At 59.8% G+C, this 18975-nt stretch carries 20 protein-coding genes; 13 read left to right on the top strand and 7 right to left on the bottom strand.

Features of this window, described 5'->3' with window-relative positions; genetic code table 11:
- Nucleotides 1–3: 3 nt before the first annotated feature.
- A complete protein-coding gene (gene spoIVA, locus ACTNBK_RS03540; RefSeq protein ID WP_441143667.1) occupies nt 4–1482 on the top strand; it encodes a stage IV sporulation protein A in 1479 nt (492 codons plus the stop codon).
- A 40-nt stretch (nt 1483–1522) separates the two neighbouring features.
- On the opposite strand, the gene ACTNBK_RS03545 is transcribed toward spoIVA, so the two are convergent.
- From ACTNBK_RS03545 to ACTNBK_RS03560, 4 genes are all read right to left on the bottom strand, one after another.
- Entirely contained in the window at nt 1523–2866 is a 1344-nt protein-coding gene (locus ACTNBK_RS03545; protein WP_441143669.1) for an amino acid decarboxylase, read from the bottom strand.
- On the bottom strand, nt 2863–4245 hold the full coding sequence (gene scfB, locus ACTNBK_RS03550) for a thioether cross-link-forming SCIFF peptide maturase (protein WP_441143671.1): 1383 nt from the start codon (nt 4243–4245) through the stop codon (nt 2863–2865). The genes ACTNBK_RS03545 and scfB overlap by 4 nt, the downstream gene beginning before the upstream one ends.
- Before the next feature lie 112 nt (nt 4246–4357).
- Nucleotides 4358–4504 (bottom strand): six-cysteine ranthipeptide SCIFF, encoded by a 147-nt coding sequence (scfA, locus tag ACTNBK_RS03555; RefSeq protein ID WP_130850054.1) that lies wholly within the window; start codon nt 4502–4504, stop codon nt 4358–4360.
- A 102-nt stretch (nt 4505–4606) separates the two neighbouring features.
- A complete protein-coding gene (locus ACTNBK_RS03560) occupies nt 4607–5248 on the bottom strand; it encodes a Crp/Fnr family transcriptional regulator (protein ID WP_441143673.1) in 642 nt (213 codons plus the stop codon).
- Between the two features lie 98 nt (nt 5249–5346).
- Between ACTNBK_RS03560 and leuC the strand changes: the two genes are divergently transcribed.
- The 3 genes from leuC to leuB are packed head-to-tail and all read left to right on the top strand — an operon-like array spanning nt 5347 to nt 8180.
- A complete protein-coding gene (leuC, locus tag ACTNBK_RS03565; RefSeq protein WP_441143675.1) occupies nt 5347–6606 on the top strand; it encodes a 3-isopropylmalate dehydratase large subunit in 1260 nt (419 codons plus the stop codon).
- 15 nt (nt 6607–6621) lie between these two features.
- Nucleotides 6622–7107, top strand: a complete 486-nt coding sequence (locus ACTNBK_RS03570) for a 3-isopropylmalate dehydratase small subunit (RefSeq protein WP_294510890.1) — start codon at nt 6622–6624, stop codon at nt 7105–7107.
- Entirely contained in the window at nt 7104–8180 is a 1077-nt protein-coding gene (leuB, locus tag ACTNBK_RS03575; protein ID WP_441143676.1) for a 3-isopropylmalate dehydrogenase, read from the top strand. Before ACTNBK_RS03570 ends, leuB begins: the two co-directional genes overlap by 4 nt.
- Nucleotides 8181–8333: 153 nt before the next feature.
- Here leuB and ACTNBK_RS03580 read toward each other — a convergent pair whose 3' ends face one another.
- Both ACTNBK_RS03580 and ACTNBK_RS03585 read right to left on the bottom strand, forming a co-directional pair.
- Nucleotides 8334–8522 carry a ferredoxin gene (locus tag ACTNBK_RS03580; protein ID WP_441143678.1) on the bottom strand — a complete coding sequence of 63 codons (189 nt, stop codon included), beginning with the start codon at nt 8520–8522 and terminating at the stop codon, nt 8334–8336.
- Nucleotides 8523–8538: 16 nt separating this feature from the next.
- Nucleotides 8539–8871 carry a cupin domain-containing protein gene (locus ACTNBK_RS03585; RefSeq protein ID WP_441143680.1) on the bottom strand — a complete coding sequence of 111 codons (333 nt, stop codon included), beginning with the start codon at nt 8869–8871 and terminating at the stop codon, nt 8539–8541.
- A 314-nt stretch (nt 8872–9185) separates the two neighbouring features.
- On the opposite strand from ACTNBK_RS03585, the gene ACTNBK_RS03590 reads away from it, so the two are divergent.
- From ACTNBK_RS03590 to ACTNBK_RS03625, 8 genes are all read left to right on the top strand, one after another.
- Nucleotides 9186–9968, top strand: coding sequence for a type III pantothenate kinase (locus ACTNBK_RS03590; protein ID WP_441143682.1), 783 nt, complete (start codon nt 9186–9188; stop codon nt 9966–9968).
- Between the two features lie 148 nt (nt 9969–10116).
- Entirely contained in the window at nt 10117–11307 is a 1191-nt protein-coding gene (locus tag ACTNBK_RS03595; protein WP_441143684.1) for a pyridoxal phosphate-dependent aminotransferase, read from the top strand.
- A gap of 59 nt (nt 11308–11366) precedes the next feature.
- On the top strand, nt 11367–12806 hold the full coding sequence (gene purB, locus ACTNBK_RS03600) for an adenylosuccinate lyase (protein WP_441143686.1): 1440 nt from the start codon (nt 11367–11369) through the stop codon (nt 12804–12806).
- Between the two features lie 24 nt (nt 12807–12830).
- Nucleotides 12831–13811, top strand: coding sequence for an ATP-dependent 6-phosphofructokinase (locus tag ACTNBK_RS03605; RefSeq protein WP_130850046.1), 981 nt, complete (start codon nt 12831–12833; stop codon nt 13809–13811).
- A 98-nt stretch (nt 13812–13909) separates the two neighbouring features.
- Entirely contained in the window at nt 13910–14836 is a 927-nt protein-coding gene (locus ACTNBK_RS03610; RefSeq protein ID WP_441143688.1) for a selenium metabolism-associated LysR family transcriptional regulator, read from the top strand.
- Between the two features lie 114 nt (nt 14837–14950).
- Nucleotides 14951–16039, top strand: a complete 1089-nt coding sequence (gene yedE / locus ACTNBK_RS03615; RefSeq protein ID WP_441143690.1) for a YedE family putative selenium transporter — start codon at nt 14951–14953, stop codon at nt 16037–16039.
- Nucleotides 16036–16248, top strand: coding sequence for a sulfurtransferase TusA family protein (locus ACTNBK_RS03620; protein WP_441143691.1), 213 nt, complete (start codon nt 16036–16038; stop codon nt 16246–16248). The genes yedE and ACTNBK_RS03620 overlap by 4 nt, the downstream gene beginning before the upstream one ends.
- Before the next feature lie 8 nt (nt 16249–16256).
- Complete coding sequence (locus tag ACTNBK_RS03625; RefSeq protein ID WP_441143693.1) at nt 16257–16496, top strand: DUF3343 domain-containing protein; 240 nt, start codon at nt 16257–16259, stop codon at nt 16494–16496.
- Nucleotides 16497–16541: 45 nt separating this feature from the next.
- On the opposite strand, the gene ACTNBK_RS03630 is transcribed toward ACTNBK_RS03625, so the two are convergent.
- Nucleotides 16542–17786, bottom strand: coding sequence for a 6-phosphofructokinase (locus ACTNBK_RS03630; RefSeq protein ID WP_441143694.1), 1245 nt, complete (start codon nt 17784–17786; stop codon nt 16542–16544).
- A gap of 185 nt (nt 17787–17971) precedes the next feature.
- Here ACTNBK_RS03630 and fba point away from each other — a divergent pair, with 185 nt between their 5' ends.
- Nucleotides 17972–18940: a class II fructose-1,6-bisphosphate aldolase gene (gene fba / locus ACTNBK_RS03635; RefSeq protein WP_441143696.1), complete on the top strand. Its 969-nt coding sequence runs from the start codon at nt 17972–17974 to the stop codon at nt 18938–18940.
- Nucleotides 18941–18975: the final 35 nt, after the last annotated feature.

The following is an 18975-nucleotide window of genomic DNA, read 5'->3' on the forward strand; positions in this document are numbered from 1 at the left end:
CCATTGGAAGATCGGAACATCTATGAGGACATCGCCCGGCGTACCGAGGGCGACATCTATATCGGCGTGGTGGGTCCGGTGCGGACGGGCAAATCCACCTTCATCAAGCGGTTCATGGAGACGTTGGTGCTGCCCAACATCGAAAACGTCTACCGCAAGGAGCGGGCCCGGGATGAGCTGCCCCAGAGCGGCTCCGGCCGGACGGTAATGACCGCCGAGCCAAAGTTCGTCCCCGAGGAGGCGGTGGAGCTCACCATGGAGGGCGGCACCCGCATGTCGGTGCGGCTGGTGGACTGCGTGGGCTATATGGTGCCCGGCGCTGTGGGTCAGACCGAGGACGACCAACCCCGGATGGTGACTACCCCCTGGTTTGACCACCCCATTCCCATGACGGAGGCAGCGGAGATCGGGACCCGAAAGGTAATCTCGGAGCACTCCACCATCGCCGTGGTGGTGACCACCGATGGCAGCGTCACCGATATTCAGAGGGAGGACTACCTAGAGGCGGAGGAGCGGGTCATCACCGAGCTCAAGGAGCTGGGCAAGCCTTTCCTGGTCCTCCTCAACTCGGCCTTCCCCAACTCTGAGCGGGCCAAGGCCATCCGGAACGACATCGCAGGCCGGTACGACGTGACCTGTATGGCAGTAAACTGCCTTGAACTAAGTCAAGCCGATGTGACGGACATTATCCGGGCGGTGCTCTTCGAATTCCCCCTCCGAGAGCTGGATTTGAACCTTCCCGCCTGGGTGGACGCCTTGCCGGGGGACCATCCCATCAAGAGCGGTCTCTACGCCGCCATCCGGGAGCAGGCCGGCGGGCTCCGGCGCATTCGTGACGTAGACGGTGTGATCTCCGCCATTGGCAGCAGTGAAGGGGTGAGCCGGGCCCAAGTCACCTCGGTGGAGCTGGGAACCGGCCTGGCCTCCGCCGACCTGGAGCTGCCCCGCAGCCTCTTTTATGAGACCCTGTCCGCCCAGTCCGGCTTCTCCATCCAGGACGACGGCGACCTCATGGGCCTGCTCACCCAGCTCGCGGAGGTCAAACACTCCTACGACAAGGTGGCCGACGCCCTCCGTGAAGTGAAGGAGACCGGCTATGGCATCGTGGTGCCCACCACTGACGAGCTCAAGCTGGAAGAGCCGGAGATCGTCCGGCAGGGGGGGAGGTACGGGGTCCGCCTCAAGGCCTCCGCCCCCTCCATCCATATGATCCGGGCCGACATCGAAACCGAGGTCTCGCCCATCGTGGGCAATGAGAAGCAGTCTGAAGAGATGGTCCACTATCTGCTCCAAGAGTTCGAGGGTGACACCAAAGCCATCTGGCAATCCAACATCTTTGGCCGCTCCTTCCACGAGCTGGTCAGCGAGGATCTGAACACCAAGCTCAAGCGGATGCCGGAGGATGCCCGGAGCAAGCTTCAGGAGACCCTCCAGCGCATCATCAACGAGGGTTCCGGCGGACTCATCTGTATCATCCTGTAAAAAATGCCGCGGACCGGCTGGTCCGCGGCATTTTTTCATATTATATAGCTTCTCGTACCACAGAGACTGCCTCGAAACCCAGCTCTGCCATGAGGTCGGCAGCCTCCGCCGTGATGCGCTCGCCGCTGACGGCGATGGGGATAGCCGGGGGGCAGGATACCGCTGCTCCAGCGCAGATTCGGCCTGCAGCTTCCCGTACAAGGACCTCCTCCCAAGGCGACAGCATAGCCGCTCTGGGGGAGAGCACCCGCTCACCGGGAGCGGGGAGAGCAGCAGGGGTCCGCCCCACACTGGGACGGAAGCCAGAAAAAGCTGCCTCCACTCTCTGAAAATCAGACTTCAAGACATCGGCGGAGTACATAAGCACGACCTCGTCGGGGTCGGCGTACTCCGGCTCCACACCGTTCCGGCGCAGCAGATCCGCCAGCTCGTAGCCGGAGATACCAGCAGCCCAGCCGTCCACCACCAGCTTCAGGGGCTCACCGGCACGCACCGGCACCTCCTGAGCAACCAGTTTGGCTTTCAGCTCATCCAGCCGCCGAACCGTCAGCTCCAGCTGAGCACTATAGCCGTCCGCCAGACGGCGGTTGCAGGCATCCAGGGACTGGAGAATGAGATAGGAAGGGCTGGAGGACCCAAAGAGGGCCATGGCCTGCCGGGCCTCGTGCTCATAGGGGGCCAGGGCAGTGGGGGAGACGTGAAGGTAGGCGCCTCCGGTGAGCACCGGCAGGGTCTTGTGGGCGGAGTCACAGCACAGGTCGGCCCCCAGGTCTATGGGATGGCGGGAGGGGGAGAGAAAGCGGAGATAGGCCCCGTGGGCGTTGTCCACCAGCAGGGGGACGCCGTGGCGGTGGCAAACCTCAGCCAGGCCGGCGATGTCTAACATGCCCCCCAGGTAGTCGGGGGAGGTAACGTATACTGCCAGAGGGGGTGCAGGCTGCTCCGCTAGCACCCGGTCCAGACCGGCAGGGGAGAGGGGACAGGCACACATGGGGCTCTTCCCCTCGGGAAGGAGCCACTGGGGCTCCAGGTCCAAAAGGGCGCAGGCATGGAGAAAGGCCTTGTGGGCGTTTCGGCCGGCCAATACCGTCCGGGCAGCACCCGGAGCCCGGTGGAGGAGGGCCAAGTGGAGCATGGCCTTCACGCACTGCGAGGAGCCGCCGGCACTGTAAAAGGTATGGCGGGTACCGAAAAGGGTGGAGGCATTGTTTTCGCTCTCCAGGATGATGCCCTCCGGGTGGGAGAGGTCGTCGGCGCCGGTCACCTCGGTGATGTCCAGGGCCTCACAGCCCAGGGAGCCCCTTCCCTTGTGGCCGGGCATGTGAAGCCGGGCGGGGTGGGCGGCGGCATAGCTGCCCACGAAGTCACAGATGGGGGTGTTCATGCCTGGGCGTCCTGACTCTGGGCCACCTGGAGCATGATGGCGCACTCCATCCGCTTCTTGAAGAGCTCGCAGCCGTAGGGGTAGATGCCCCGGATGCTGCCGGAGGCGTGGTAGCTATTGGCGGCGCAGCCGCCGGAGCAGTAGAGCCGGGCCCAGCAGTCGGCGCACTCGGGCCGGGCGTAGGCGTTGCAGCTGCGGAACTCGTCCTGAACGGCGGTGTTGGTCACCCCGTCCCAGATGTTGCCCAGGGAGTACTTGGGGTCGCCCACGAACTGGTGGCAAGGGAAGAGCTCGCCCCAGGGGGTAACGGCCATGTACTCGGTGCCGCTGCCGCAGCCGGAGATGCGCTTGTAGATGCAGGGGCCGTGCTTCAGGTCCAGAATGTAGTGGTAGAAGGTGAAGGGACGGCCCTCCCGCTGGCGGCGGAGCATCTCCCGGGCCAGGGTCTCATACTGCTCAAAGAGCACGGGCAGGTCCTCTTGGGTGAGGGCGCAGGGGTCGTCGGGAGCGCACACCACCGGCTCCATGCTCAGCTCAGTGAAGCCCAGGTCAGCCATGTGGAGGATATCGTTGACGAAGTCGGTGTTGTAGTGGGTGTAGGTGCCCCGGATATAGTAGCTCTTGTCGCCCCGCCGCTCCACGAAGTGCTGGAACTTGGGCACGATGGTGTCGTAGCTGCCGTTGCCGGCATAGTCCTTCCGGAACCGGTCGTGGACCTCTTTGCGGCCATCCAAGGAGAGGACCACGTTGTGCATTTCCTTGTTGCAGAAGTCGATGACCTCGTCGTTCAGGAGCACACCGTTGGTGGTGAGGGTGAACCGGAAGTTTTTGTTGTGGATGGGCTCCAGGCTCCGGGCATAGGCCACCAGGTCCTTCACCACCTGCCAGTTCATCAGGGGCTCACCGCCGAAGAAGTCCACCTCCAGGTTCCGGCGGGTGCCGGAGTGGGCCACCAGGAAGTCCAGGGCCTGCTTGCCCACCTCAAAGGACATGAGGGCCCGCTCGCCCTGGTATTTGCCCTGGCTGGCGAAGCAGTAGGAGCAGCTCAGGTTGCAGGTGTGGGCCACATGGAGACACAGGGCCTTGATAACGTTGGAGTGGTTCTTGTAGTCGGCGGCCATGGGGGCGTAGGTGTCGGGGGTGAAGAGCTTGTGCTCCTCCTTCAGCGCCGTCACGTCGTCGATGCAGGTGCGGACCTCCTCCTCGGTGACGTCGGGGCGGTCAGGATAGTCGGCCAGGATGCGCCGGCAGATCTCGTCGGGGGTGTGGTCGGGGTAGAGGGCGATGATGTCATACGCCACCTCGTCCACCAGATGGACCGAACCACTGCAGGTGTCCAGGACGATGTTGTAGCCGTCCAGCTTGTATTGATGTACCATAAATCTTGATCCCTCCACAGGATGATTGTCGCTTGGAAACGGAGCCTCAGACCGGCCCACGGCAAAAAAAGTGCCGCCTCACTGCAAGGCGGCACTCAGGTTTGACGTCTGCTTACTGCTCGTTGTTCTCGCAGGGCTGGTTGGCCACGCCGCAGCTGGTCTTACAGGCGGACTGGCAAGAGGTCTGGCACTCGCCGCAGCCGCCGGTGGTCACGCTCTTGCAGAGGTCGCGGGTCTCGATGGTCTTGATTCTATTCATGGTCCAAGTCTCCAATCGTTTCAGTCTGTACTGTGCACAGCACAGTTTTTCCTCTATACAGATTAAAACAAGAACGGCCGATTGTCAAGAGGAAAACGACAGTCAATCGGTAAAGGCAAAGGCCCGGAGAGCGGCGTCATTAGTGACATAGAGGGCACGGTATCCGGTCTTGATCCAGCCCTTCCGGGTAAATTCCCCCAGTACCCGGCTCACGGTCACCCGGCTCACCCCAACGGCGGCACCGATCTCCTCATGGGTGCAGCGCAGAGCCCCGCCGGCTTCTGGTGGGATGGAAAGAAGATACCGGGCCACCCGCTGGTCCGCCGGACGAAAGGACATGCCGTCTACGTGGTCGGAGAGCAGGCGGACAGTCCGGGCCAGGTACTGGAGCATGGGGAGGGCCAGCTCCGGGTGGGCCCGGAGGACCCGGTCCAGCCGCTCCCGGTCGATGGAGACCACCTTGCATTCGGTGACGGCCACAGCGGAGGACACTCGGGGACAGCCGTCGAAAAAGGCCGCCTCACCCATTAGATCCCCCGAGCGGTGGGTGGTGAGCACCCGCTCGTCCCCCGTCTCCGAGCTGATGTAGCTCCGGGCGCTGCCGGAGAGAAGGTAATAAAAGTTGTCCGCCTCGGTGCCCTGGAGGTAGATGAGCTGCCCCGGGGCGTAGGTCCTGGGGGACTGTCCCTGAGCCAGAGACGCCCAGGGGGTGGTTTCCCGCTGCTCTGTCATTTTTGTCGCCACGCCTTTCCGCCTTTTGACAGCATTGTATCACGGTTTACATTCTTTCTGCAAGCCCTCTGCCATAATAAAACCAATCAAACAAACAGGAGGGACCAAATATGGGTATGACCATGACCCAGAAGATCCTTGCAAAACACGCGGGCCTTGCGTCCGTGGAGGCTGGACAGCTCATTGAGGCCAAGCTGGATCTGGTGCTGGGCAACGACATCACCACTCCGGTGGCCATCACCGAATTTGACAAGGCGGGACTCACTCAGGTCTTTGACAAGGACAAGATTGCCATCGTCCTGGACCACTCCGTCCCCTGCAAGGACATCAAGTCCGCTCAGCTCTGCGCCCAGGCCAGAGCCTTCGCCCAGCGGTTTAACATCACCCACTTCTACGATGTGGGGCAGATGGGTGTGGAGCATGCCCTCATCCCGGAGAAGGGCCTGGCCGCCCCCGGTGAGGCCATCATCGGTGCCGACTCCCACACCTGTACTTACGGTGCCCTGGGCGCCTTCTCCACCGGCGTGGGTTCCACCGACATGGCCGCGGGTATGGCCACGGGCCTGGCCTGGTTCAAGGTGCCCTCCGCCATCAAGGTCACCCTCACCGGAAAATTTGCCCCCTATGTGAGCGGCAAGGACGTGATCCTCCACCTCATCGGTGAGATCGGTGTGGACGGCGCCCTCTATAAATCCCTGGAGTTTGCCGGGGACGGTGTGGCCCAGCTCACCATGGACGACCGCTTCACCATCGCCAACATGGCCATCGAGGCCGGTGCCAAGAACGGTATCTTCCCCGTGGATGACCAGACCCGGGAATATCTCAAGGGCCGAGTGGACCGCCCGTGGGAGGCGGTGGAGCCAGACGCTGACGCCGTTTACGACCAGGAGGCGGTCATCGACCTCTCTACCCTGCGTCCCACCGTGGCCCTGCCGCACCTGCCCTCCAACACCCGGACGGTGGACGAGGTGGCCGGCATGCCCATCCAGCAGGTGGTCATTGGCTCCTGCACCAACGGTCGGCTCAAGGATCTCCAGGAGGCTGCCGATATCCTCAATGGCCGCAAGGTGGCCAAGGGCGTGCGCTGCATCGTTCTGCCCGCCACCCAGCAGATCATGATGGACGCCATGGCCCAGGGCCTCATCCAGACCTTTATCGAGGCCGGCTGTGCCGTCTCTACACCCACCTGCGGACCCTGCCTGGGCGGCCATATGGGTGTGCTATCCAACGGGGAGCGGGCGGTGTCCACCACCAACCGCAACTTCGTGGGCCGCATGGGTCCCACTGACTCCGAGATCATTTTGGCCAGCCCCGCCGTGGCGGCGGCCTCCGCTGTGGCCGGCTGCATCGCCGACCCGGCAAAGCTGTAAGGGAGGAGAAAGGCAATGAAGATCTATAAATATGGCGACAACGTGGATACTGATGTCATCATTCCCGCCCGCCACCTCAATAATCCCGACCCCAAGGCGCTGGCCTCCCACTGTATGGAGGACATCGATGAGAAGTTTGCCTCCACAGTGGAGCCCGGTGACATCGTAGTGGCCGGCGCCAACTTCGGCTGCGGTTCCTCCCGGGAGCACGCCCCCCTGGCGTTGAAGTCCTGTGGTGTGAAGTGCGTTATCGCCAAGAGCTTTGCCCGCATTTTCTACCGCAACTCCATCAACATCGGCTTCCCCATCCTGGAGTGCCCCGAGGCCGCAGAAGCCATCCAGCCCGGTGATACCGTCACTGTAGACTTCAAAACCGGTGTCATCTCCGATGAGACCCAGGGTAAAACCTTCCAGGCCGCACCCTTCCCGGCTTTTGTGGACGGCATCATCGAGGCCGGTGGCCTCCTCAATTCTCTGAAGGTGAGAGGTGTGGCGAAATGAATTACAAGATCGCGCTCATCAAGGGTGACGGCATCGGCCCCGAAGTGGTGAATGAGGCCGTGGGTGTCATGGAGGCCGTAGGCAAGAAGTTCGGCCATACCTTTGAGTTCGTGGACGTGCTACTGGGCGGCTGTGCCACCGACGCGGTGGGGAAGAGCTACCCCGACGGCACCGCTGAGAAGTGTAAGGCCTGTGACGCTGTGCTGCTGGGCGCTGTAGGCGGACCCAAGTGGGGGAGTGATAAACCCGCCGAGCAGCGGCCCGAGACCGCCCTGCTGGCCATCCGGAAGGACCTGGGCCTTTACGCCAACCTGCGTCCCGCTGCCCTGCGTCCCGCCATGGCTGACGCCTGTCCCCTGAAGAAGGAAACCGCTGAGAAGGGCATTGACCTCATGATGGTCCGGGAGCTCACCGGCGGCATCTACTTTGGCAAGCGGGACAAGTACCAGACCGAGGACCGGGGCCTGGAGGCCACTGATTTAATGGCCTATTCCGAGAAGGAGATCGAGCGCATCGGTCGCCGGGCCTTCGAGCTGGCCCGCCTGCGCCGGAAAAAGGTCTCCAGCGTAGACAAGGCCAACGTGCTGGAGACCAGCCGCCTGTGGCGCTCCGTTATGCACCGCCTGGCGGAGGAGTACTCCGACGTCCAGTATGAGGATGTGCTGGTGGACAACTGCGCCATGCAGCTGGTGCGGGACCCCGGCCAGTTTGACGTGGTGGTCACTGAGAACATGTTCGGCGACATCCTCTCCGACGAGGCCAGCATGGTGACCGGTTCCATCGGCCTGCTGCCCTCTGCCTCTATCGGAGATACAGCCCCCGGCCTCTATGAGCCTATCCACGGCTCCGCCCCTGACATCGCCGGCCAGGACAAGGCCAACCCTATCGCCACCATTCTGTCCGTGGCCATGATGTTCCGCTACTCCTTCCAGCGTGCCGAGGAGGCCGACGCCATCGAGGCGGCGGTAGACGCAGTGCTGGCCGAGGGGTGGCGGACCCCCGACATTGCTGAGCCCGGTGTAAAATCCATTGGTACCAAAGAGATGGGCCGGCTCATCCGGGAGCATATTTGAATCCTGTAAAAACGCAGAAGGCTGAGCCCAATAGGTCACATAGTGTACCTATTGGGCTCAGCCTATTGTGGGGGGAAGAAAGCCCCCAATAGCCCTATAAATGTCAGTGTCAGCCCTGCTCCTTCATTAAGAGGGGCAGGGCTGTAACACTGCTCAGTCCTCCCAGCGGATGGCGGATACCGGGCAGGAGTCAATGGCACTCTGCACATCGCTTTGATTCTCCTCGGCTGCCGCTTGGTAGGCTTCGGCTTTGCCGCCGTCATTCATGCGAAACACCGCGTCGCACATTCCGCAGCAGAGTCCGCAGCCAATGCAGGTATCCTGATCTACAAATGCTTTCACATCAATCGCTCCTTTTTTAAAATACGACTACCAGAAGCATCTTGAATGCTTCTTCTCCGTATACAGCGTGGGGGTGCCCGGCGGGCATGACAATGGACTCGCCTTCGTGCAGAAGGTAATCAACACTGTCGATTGTGATTCTGCCCACTCCGTCCAGGAAGGTAACAAAGGCATCTCCACCGGATTCATGGGTACTGATCTCCTCGCCCTTGGCAAAGGAGAACAAGGTGATGCTCAGGGCATCGTTCTGCGCCAGTGTTTTGCTGACCACTTGTCCTTCCTGGTAGGCGATCTGATCCTTCAAAACCAGCACCTCTGCCTGGGGGATGTTTTTCATTTTCATGTTCATTATTGTACCTCCTTAATGATAATTATGCGATAGTCTGTGGCTCCTAATACGCCTTCATATCTAGCGCTGTTGGGGAGGTGATCGAAAAATCCACATAGCCACACTTATTTCCCGGCTATTGAAATGATCTCCCCAAAGAGATAGATTTTACGTGTATTATTATATTACCTTATCCATAAGTTGTATGTTGTATTTACAACAAATTATTTTCTTATCCAAATCATCAGTGGGTGCTCGAACGGGTAAAATCCCTTGCATCCCCCCGGGATTTCTGCTAGAATCTTGGGTGATGACGGAGAAGGGAAGTGACTGCTGTGGTGCTTACCATCGATATTGATAATTCTACCACCAATGTGGGGCTTTTTGATCCGAATGGAAAGCTTCGCTTCCGTTCCGGTCTCACCACCAGCCGCAATCCTACCCGGGATCAGTGCGCCATCAGCCTAATGAACCTCTTTACACTCTATCACGCCGATTTGAGAGAGGTTTCTGGGGCAGTGATTTCCAGTGTGGTACCGTCTGTGACGGCTCACATGTCGGGCGCGGTGGAGCTTCTCACCGGAAAGGCGCCTATGCTCATGGGGCCTGGCATCAAAACAGGGCTCAATATCAAATCCGATCTCCATAATCAGTTGGGCTCTGATATTGTAGCCTGTTCTGTAGCTGCTATAGATCAATACCCCACTCCCATCATCATTATCGATATGGGGACAGCAGTCACCATGTCCTATCTTCACGACCGCACTTATGAAGGTTGCATGATCTTTCCCGGTGTTCTGGTGGCCCTGGATGCCTTGTCCGAGCGAGCGGCAGCCCTGCCGCATATCTCAGTAGAGCCCCCTGCTTCCATTTTCGGGCACAACACCGTGGATGCCATGCGCTCCGGAGTGATCTACGGCAACGCCAGTATGATTGACGGCATGATCGCCCGCATTGAGGAGCATGGCCAGCCTGCCGCTACTGTGGTGGCCACCGGTGACAGTGCACCGGAGATCCTCCATTTCTGCAAGCACTCCATTACATATAACGCCGACTTACTTCTCCAAGGTCTTTATCTCATCTACCGGAAGAATACCGAGGGGCGGCGGCGTTCCTGAAACGCACCTATTGTGGCGCCCACGTCCGGTCTCCGGATGGCGGGCGCCTCCGCATGTGTGGCCTTTTTTCCCAGAGCCCTTGCAATTCCAAAGCGGTCACTTTATAATGTTTCCAGTTAAGATGCAACTGGATTGGGAGGAGTCAGTCATGAAAGAATTGTCACAGATCGCATCTGCTGTACGGGCCTCAACTACATTGGCCATTGATGCCATGTTCAAACAGATGAAGGCCGACGGTATCGATGTGATCGGATTCGGCGCCGGAGAGCCCGATTTCCACACGCCGGATAACATAAAAGAGGCGGGCTATGCTGCCATTCGGGACAATTTTACCTGTTATACTCCCACTGCCGGCATCCCTGAACTGCGCAAGGCAGCCTGCATCCGTTTAAAAGAAGACTGTGGCTTGGACTATGCCCCGGCTCAAATCGTGATGGCTAGCGGCGCCAAGCACGCCCTCTATGGTGCCCTACATGCATTGGTGGACCCCGGCGACGAGGTCATCATCCCAGCTCCCTTCTGGGTGACCTATTTTGAGATGGTCCGTATGCTGGGCGCAATACCCGTTATCGTCACCGCAGAGGAATCCGCCGGCTTCAAGATCACCCCAGAGCAGCTGGCCGCTGCCGTCACCTCCAAGACCAAGGCTGTCCTCCTCAACAACCCCTCCAATCCCACCGGCATGGTGTACAGCAGGGAGGAGCTGCGGGCTCTGGCCAATGTGTGCGTGGAAAAGGACCTCTACATTGTCGCCGATGAGATTTACTACCGCCTGGTATACGACGGACGGACCTTCACCAGCATCGCCTCCCTGGGAGAGGATGTAAAGGAGCGGACCATCATCATCAACGGCGTCTCCAAATCCTATGCCATGACCGGCTGGCGGGTGGGCTATGCCGCTGCCCCTGAGCACATCGCCAAGGTCATGTCCAACTACCTCAGCCACTCCACCGGCGCCCCTTGCTCCATTGCCCAGAAGGCGGCCGCTGTGGCCTTGGGCGGACCGCAGGAGACGGTAGAGGAGATGCGCAAGGCCTTTGAGGCGCGCCGGAACCACCTGGTGGAGCGCATGAATGCCATTCCACGGGTAAGCTGCCTCAAGCCAGAGGGAGCCTTCTATGTGATGATGAATCTGAAGGAGCTACTGGGCAAGACCATTCATGGCGTGACCATCCAAGATGCTGACGACTTTGCCGACGCCTTCCTCAAATATGGCCTGGTAGCCACGGTACCCTGCACCGGCTTTGGCGCTCCGGACTTCGTCCGCTGGTCCTATGCCACCTCAATGGAGAACATCGACGCCGGTCTAGACCGGCTGGAGGAATTCCTGGCGGAATAAGCCGTTTCCACGCCCGACAGACGGGGAAACAATCAAACCAATGACTGGAGGTATGGCCAATGGGCCAGACAAATCGATACGAAAGTCCCCTTTCTTCCCGCTATGCCAGTGACGAGATGCTCTATCTCTTCTCTGCGGATAAGAAGTTCACCACCTGGCGCCGCCTGTGGGTGGCTCTGGCCCGGGCCGAAATGGAGCTGGGTCTGCCCGTGACGGAGGAGCAGGTGGCTGAGCTGGAGAGCCACATCAACGACATCAACTACGATGTGGCAGCCGCTGAGGAGAAGAAGCTCCGCCATGACGTCATGGCCCACGTCCACGCCTACGGTGCCCAGTGTCCCAAGGCCATGCCCATCATCCACCTCGGCGCCACCAGCTGCTATGTGGGCGACAATACAGACGTCATCCTCATGCGGGAGGGACTCCTCCTCATTCGGGACAAGCTGGTGCGTGTCCTCCACACTCTCTCCACTTTTGCTGACAAGTATAAAGCCCTGCCTATCCTTGGATTTACACATTTTCAGCCGGCACAGCTGGTGACAGTGGGGAAGCGGGCCACCCTCTGGATGAATGAGCTGCTCATGGATCTGGAGGAGGTGGAGCACCGCATCTCCACCCTGAAACTCCTGGGCTCCAAGGGAACCACCGGGACCCAAGCCAGCTTTTTGGAGCTCTTCGACGGCGATCACGAAAAGGTCAAGCTGCTAGAGGAAAAGATTGCGAAGGAAATGGGCTTTACAGCTGTTGTGCCCGTAAGCGGGCAGACCTATTCGCGGAAAATGGATGCCAATGTGTTGGCCACGCTCTCCGGCATCGCCCAGTCCGCCAGCAAGTTCGCCACCGACATGCGTCTGCTGTGCCACCTCAAGGAGGTGGAGGAGCCCTTTGAGAAGAACCAGATCGGATCTTCCGCCATGCCCTATAAGCGCAATCCCATGCGCTGTGAGCGGATCTGCTCCCTGGCCCGCTATGTAGTGGTGGACGCCCAGAACCCGGCCATCACTTCTGCCACCCAGTGGTTTGAGCGCACTCTGGATGACTCGGCCAACAAGCGTATCTCCATCCCGGAGGCCTTCTTGGCGGTAGACGCCATCCTCAACATCTATGAAAACGTCTGCGCAGGACTGGTGGTCCATGAGAAGGTGATTCACCGGCATATCATGGAGGAGCTGCCCTTCATGGCCAGCGAGAATATCATGATGGATGCGGTAAAGCGGGGAGGAGACCGCCAGCAGCTCCACGAGCGTATCCGGGTCCTTTCTCAGGAGGCCGGGAAGAATGTAAAGGATCTTGGCCTTACCAATAACCTCATCGATCTTATTGCAAATGACCCCCTCTTCGGCATGAGCCGGGAGGAGCTCACCGCCCATCTGGAGCCGGAGCGGTACATTGGCCGGTGCCCGGAACAGGTCGAGGAGTTTCTTCAGCATGATATCGCCCCCGTGCTGGCCAAATATCCGGAGGCCCTTCAGGGCAGCGATGTGGAGCTGAAGGTCTAATTTTTTAGGAAGGGGAATACTCTTATGGCTAATGCTGTGCGCCGGATTGGCGTCTTTACCAGCGGCGGCGATGCCCCTGGTATGAACGCTGTAATTCGTTCCGTAGTCCGTACCTCCATCCACATGGGCATTGAGTGTATCGGGATCCGCCGAGGCTACAACGGTCTGGTCCACGGAGACTTCGTGCCTTTGGATTTTGAGAGCGTCAGCGGCCTGAGCCGACGGGGCGGCACCATGCTCTACTCAGCCCGTAGCGAGGACTTCCGTGGAGAGGCCGGCCAGGAAAAAGCTGTGGCCACCTGCAAGCTCTTGGGTTTGGAGGGTGTCGTAGGCATCGGCGGCGATGGTACCTTCCGCGGCCTTCTGGAGCTCTCCCGCCGGGGGGTGGCTGTAGTGGGTGTCCCGGGCACCATTGACAACGACATTGCCTGCTCCACCTATACTATCGGCTTTGATACCGCCTGCAACACGGCGCTAGATTCCATCGACAAACTCCGGGACACCATGCAGTCCCATGAGCGGTGCTCGGTGGTGGAGGTCATGGGCCGCCATGCCGGACACCTTGCCATGTATGTGGGTGTAGCTTGCGGCGCCACCTGTGTGCTGGTTCCAGAGCGGGAGATTGACTTTGAGCGAGATGTCATCGAACCCATTCGTACCGCCCGGTTGGGTGGGCGGACCCATTTTATGGTCATCGTGGCCGAGGGTGTAGGCAGCGCCTATGACGTGGCCAAGAAAATTACCGAGGCTACAGCATTGGATACCAGAGTGACAGTCCTGGGCCATGTGCAGCGTGGCGGTGCCCCCACCGCCCGGGACCGTGTGGCGGCCACTTATATGGGCTATGAAGCTGTCCGTCTGCTGGCGGAGGGCAAGACCAATCGTGTGGTCTGTGTTCAGGGTGATACTTATGTTGACTACGACATCACAGAGGCCCTAAAGATGAAAAAGGGCCTTGATGAGCAAACCTATACCGTTATGCGTACCCTCACCGGGGTGGAATAAGCCTTCGGACCAAGACAAAACTGGACAATACAGCGGCGGATGGGACCGGAGAGGTCTCATCTGTCGCTGTTTTATTTTGGAAGGAGAGATGATCCCCTATGTTGGAGTTCAGCCTCAAACAACTGGAGGTCTTTGCAACTGTGGCCAGGGTAGGCAGCTTTACGAGGGCTGCTCAGGAGCTCTACCTGACCCAGTCCACTGTCAGCGCCCATGTCCAGGCGTTGGAGCATGCCCTGGGAGGTCCACTTTTCCAGCGCAACGCCCGCCGGCAGGTCTGCCTCACCTGGCAGGGAGAGTCTGCACTGCCCGTCGCGCGGGAGATCCTGGACCTCTGCCGCACCTTGGAAGGAATCATCCAGCCATATGAGGAAGGGGAGACCCTGCATCTGGCGGCCTCCACAGTGCCTGCCCAATGTCTGCTTCCCGGACTGATGGCTGGCTTCTCTAAAAAACGGCCGGGGTGCAGATTTCGTCTCCGGAAAGGGGATAGCGACCAGGTCCACAGGCTTTTGGAGGAGGGGAGCGTAGCCATCGGCTTTGCTGGCGCTGCTTTGGACTCGGAACGTTTTCTCTATGAACCTGTGCTGAGAGACAGGCTGGTGCTCATCACCGCAAACACACCCCGGTTCCGTACCCTGCGGGATCAGGGCGCGCTGGGAAGAGAACTGCTGGGGGAACCCATGCTCTGTCGGGAAGCCGGTTCCGGGACCCGACAACGCTTTGACGCCTATCTGACACAGATCGGGATAGAACCGGATGCACTCCATGTGGTGGCTCAGATCGACCAACCGGATGTCATCCTGGGCGCCGTGGCCTCCGGCCTCGGCGTATCGGTCTGCTCTGCGCTGGTGGCTCGGGATCGGCTGGAGCAGGGGAGTCTGCTCTCCTTCGAACTGGAGGATGAGGGGTGCTGCCGCAGCCTGTATCTGGTGACCCGTCGGGATCATGTCCTCACGGATCTGGAAACGTGCTTCTGCCGCTTTGTACGTGAAGGCGATTGGGATCGGCCCAATAATCGCTTATAACGATAAGATCCCCGCTCACTTCGTGTAAAAAACGATTGGCTATTTCCCGGTGCAATCAGTATAATGAGACTAGCGTTATTCTCGCAAAAGAATTGCGAAGAGAGTGAGGAGTGTATGAAAAAAATCAACTGGCTGGTGATATGCACCGGCGCCGTGGTGGGGCTGGCGGCTCTGCTGCTGACCGCTCTGGGCAACCCCGGCAACATGGGCTTCTGCATCGCCTGCTTCCTCCGGGACATTTCCGGCGCCCTGGGGCTCCACAGCGCGGCAAAGGTCCAGTACATCCGTCCCGAGATCATTGGTCTGGTGCTGGGTGCCGCCATCATGGCCCTGGCCGGCGGAGAATTCAAGGCTCGGGCTGGTTCCGCACCCGCCCTGCGCTTCCTGCTGGGCGGTATTGTCATGGTGGGGGCACTGGCCTTCCTGGGATGCCCTTTACGGATGGTCCTGCGGTTGGGCGGCGGAGACGTGACCGCCATTGCAGGTCTTCTCGGCTTTGTGGCAGGTATCCTGGCCGGTGTGGCCTGTCTGAAGAAGGGCTTCTCCCTGGGCCGGGCCTACAAAGTGAAAAAGCCGGAAGGCTTTGTCCTGCCCGGCATTATGGTGGGACTGTTGCTCCTGCTGCTGTTGGCTCCCGGACTGCTGAGGTTCTCTCAGGAGGGGCCCGGCGCCAGCCACGCCTTTTGGGCCATTGCTCTGTGTGCCGGGCTGATCTGCGGCGCTCTGGCACAGAAGAGCCGCCTGTGCATGGCCGGAGGCATCCGGGATACCGTGCTCTTCCGGGATTTCCACCTGCTCAGCGGCTTTGTCGCTATTTTCCTGGTGGTGCTGGTTGGGAACCTCCTGCGGGGCAGCTTCCAGCCGGGTCTGGCAGTGCAGCCGGTGGCCCATCACGACTATCTCTGGAGTTTTCTGGGCATGGCAGCCGCTGGCTGGGGCTCCATCCTGCTGGGCGGTTGTCCCCTGCGGCAGCTCATCCTGGCGGGGGAGGGCAATGGCGACAGCGCGGTCACCGTCCTGGGTATGATGGTGGGTGCCGCACTCTCCCACAACTTCGGCATGGCCGGCAACGCCGATGCCATGACGGACGGCGTATTCACCCCCGGCGGAGTGGGCATGGCCGGACGCATCGGTGTGGTGATCTGCCTGGTGCTGCTGGCAGTCATCTCGTTTGTCAATCTGCATAAGGAGGAGAAAGCATGATCGATGCCAGAGGATACGCCTGCCCCATGCCGGTGGTCATGGTGCAGAAGGCGGTGAAGGATGGAACTCCACAGCAGTTGGAGGTGCTGTTGGACAACCCCTGTTCCGTGGAGAATGTCACACGGTTTGCCGGCAACAACGGCTATGAGGTGGAGGTCCGTCCGGCGGACGATGACGAATACACCCTGGTGCTCACCCGAAAGTCATGAGCGTCTATGTGGCCACCTTCTATACCCACCTCAGTGCTCAACTGAGCAGCAAACGGCTCCGGAGTGCCGGATACAAAACGCGGATGATGCCGGTGCCCAGAGCCCTGAGCTCCTCCTGCGGTACCTGTGTTTGCTATGAGGGGGACGGGGGGCACCGGGAACTGCTGGATGCCGATGCCGAGGCGCTCTATGAGCTTCTACCATCTGGAGAATACAGCGTGCTCTGGCAGGATGAGGCACATATATAGAAAAATGGCGCTCTGCATCATACAGAGCGCCATTTTCTATATTGATTACATATCGGTGGTAAGGACTTTCTTCAGGCGGGCAAAGCGAGGGAGCGCGCTCTCCTTGGGACGGTCAGGTTCGCCCTGGATGAGGGGCAGAGCATAGTCAATGAAGGCCTGCTCTACACCGTTGCCGGCGGCGTTGATCCACTCCCGGGGTACCTTCTTCTCAAAGTTAGCCACGATGTCCAGGGGCTCCAGCACTGTCTCACAGGTGTACTTGCCACCGTCACGGGTGCACTTGAAGGCCACCATCTTGTCGGTGTTGCCAGCCACGGCGGCCTCCACGGCTACGCGGCCGGCCATTTTGGCCTCTGCCACGTCCACGTGGGAGGCCAGGTGGGCGCCACAGCGCTGGAGGAGGGAGAGCTCGATGCCACGGACCTTGGCGCCGGTCTTCTGCTTGATGATGTCGGCCAGCTTTACGGCCAGACCACCCAGCTGGGCATGGCCGAAGCCGTCAGTGGCAGAGGTCTCCGCCTCGGAAACGAAGCGACCGTCGGCGTAGTGGATGCCCTCCGACACAGCCACCAAGCACTTACCGGTCTTGTTGTAGATATCAGTGACATCGGCGATGAACTTGTCCATGTCGAAGTCCACCTCGGGCAGGTAAAGAAGGTCGGGGCCGCAGCCGGTGAGAGAAGCCAAGGCGGCGGAGGCGGCCAGCCAGCCGGCGTGACGGCCCATAATCTCGATGACGGTCACCATGCCGGTGTCATAAACATGAGCGTCCTGCCACACCTCAGCGCAGGAGGTGGCGATATACTTGGCGGCGCTGGCGAAGCCGGGGCAGTGATCGGTGCCGTTGAGGTCGTTGTCAATGGTCTTGGGGATACCCATGATGCGGCACTCGTAACCCACCTTCTGCATATACTTGGAGATCTTGTTGCAGGTGTCCATGGAGTCATTGCCGCCGTTGTAGAAGAAGTAGTGGACATCATACTTCTTAAAGATCTCCAGGATGCGCTGATAATCGGTGTCGTCCTTGTCGGGGTCAGCCAGTTTGTACCGGCAGGAGCCCAGGGCGGAGGAGGGGGTATTCTGGAGCAGCTCCAGCTCGGCGGGGTCCTCCTGGCCCATGTCATAGAGCTTATCGTCCAGCACACCCTTGATACCGTGGGCGGCACCCAGCACTCTGGTGATGCAGTCCGCCTTTAGGGCCGCCTGGATGGCACCCTGTGCGCTGGCGTTGATGACCGACGTAGGACCGCCGGACTGGCCGATGATACATGCTCCTCGAAGTTCGCTCATGTTTGGTCCTCCAATCATGAATTTTATCTGCTTTCTCGAAAAAACTTTCATCTGAAAGCTGTTTCGCCTGGAATATAATATCATAACCTCTTGCATTTATCAACTGTTGCTGGTAAAATCAATGTTGAAAAGAGAAGGGGAGTGCTTCCTCTTTTCCTGAACAATGATTTAAGGAGATGAGTCGTATGCCTCTGGTCACTTCCAAGGAAATGTTCGAGAAGGCCTACAACGGTGGTTATGCCATCGGCGCGTTCAACGTCAATAACATGGAGATCGTGCAGGGCATTACTGAGGCCGCCCGTGACCTAAACGCCCCCCTGATCCTCCAGGTGTCCAAGGGTGCCCGTGCCTACGCCAACCACACCTATCTGGTGAAGCTGGTGGAGGCTGCTGTTATCGAGTGCCCCAACATCCCCATCGTGCTCCACCTGGATCACGGTCCAGACTTTGAGACCTGTAAGTCCTGCATCGACGGAGGCTTTACCTCCGTCATGATCGACGCCTCCTCCAAGCCTTTCGAGGAGAATGTGGAGATCACCAAGAAGGTGGTCGAGTACGCCCACGACCACGGCGTGGTGGTGGAGGCCGAACTGGGCACCCTGGCTGGCATTGAGGACGATGTGAAGGTGGCCGCCCATGCCGCTTCTTACACCCGTCCCGAAGAGGTGGAGGAGTTCGTCTCCAAGACCGGCTGTGACTCTCTGGCCATCGCCATCGGCACCAGCCACGGCGCCTATAAGTTCACCCCCGAGCAGTGCACCCGGAATGAGAAGGGCGTCCTGGTTCCCCCTCCGTTGCGCTTCGACGTGCTGGAGGAGGTCTCTAAGCGCCTGCCCGGCTTCCCCATTGTGCTCCACGGCTCCTCCAGCGTGCCCCAGGAGTATGTGAAGATGATTAACGAGAATGGTGGAAAGATGCCCGACGCCGTGGGCATCCCCGAGGAGCAGCTGCGCAAGGCCGCTTCCATGTCCGTGTGTAAGATTAACATCGACTCCGACCTGCGTCTGGCCATGACCGGCACTATCCGTCAGTTCTTCAATGAGCATCCTGACAAGTTCGACCCCCGCGAGTACCTGAAGCCCGCCCGCGCCAACATCAAGGCTCTGGTGGCCCACAAGATCGTGGACGTGCTTGGCTGCGATGGCAAGGCCTGATCTATAAATTTCAAACGTAGAAGGAGGGAGGCGCA

The organism is Intestinimonas sp. HCP28S3_D6 (genome assembly GCF_052065695.1).
In the GTDB taxonomy this organism is placed as follows: domain Bacteria; phylum Bacillota; class Clostridia; order Oscillospirales; family Oscillospiraceae; genus Intestinimonas.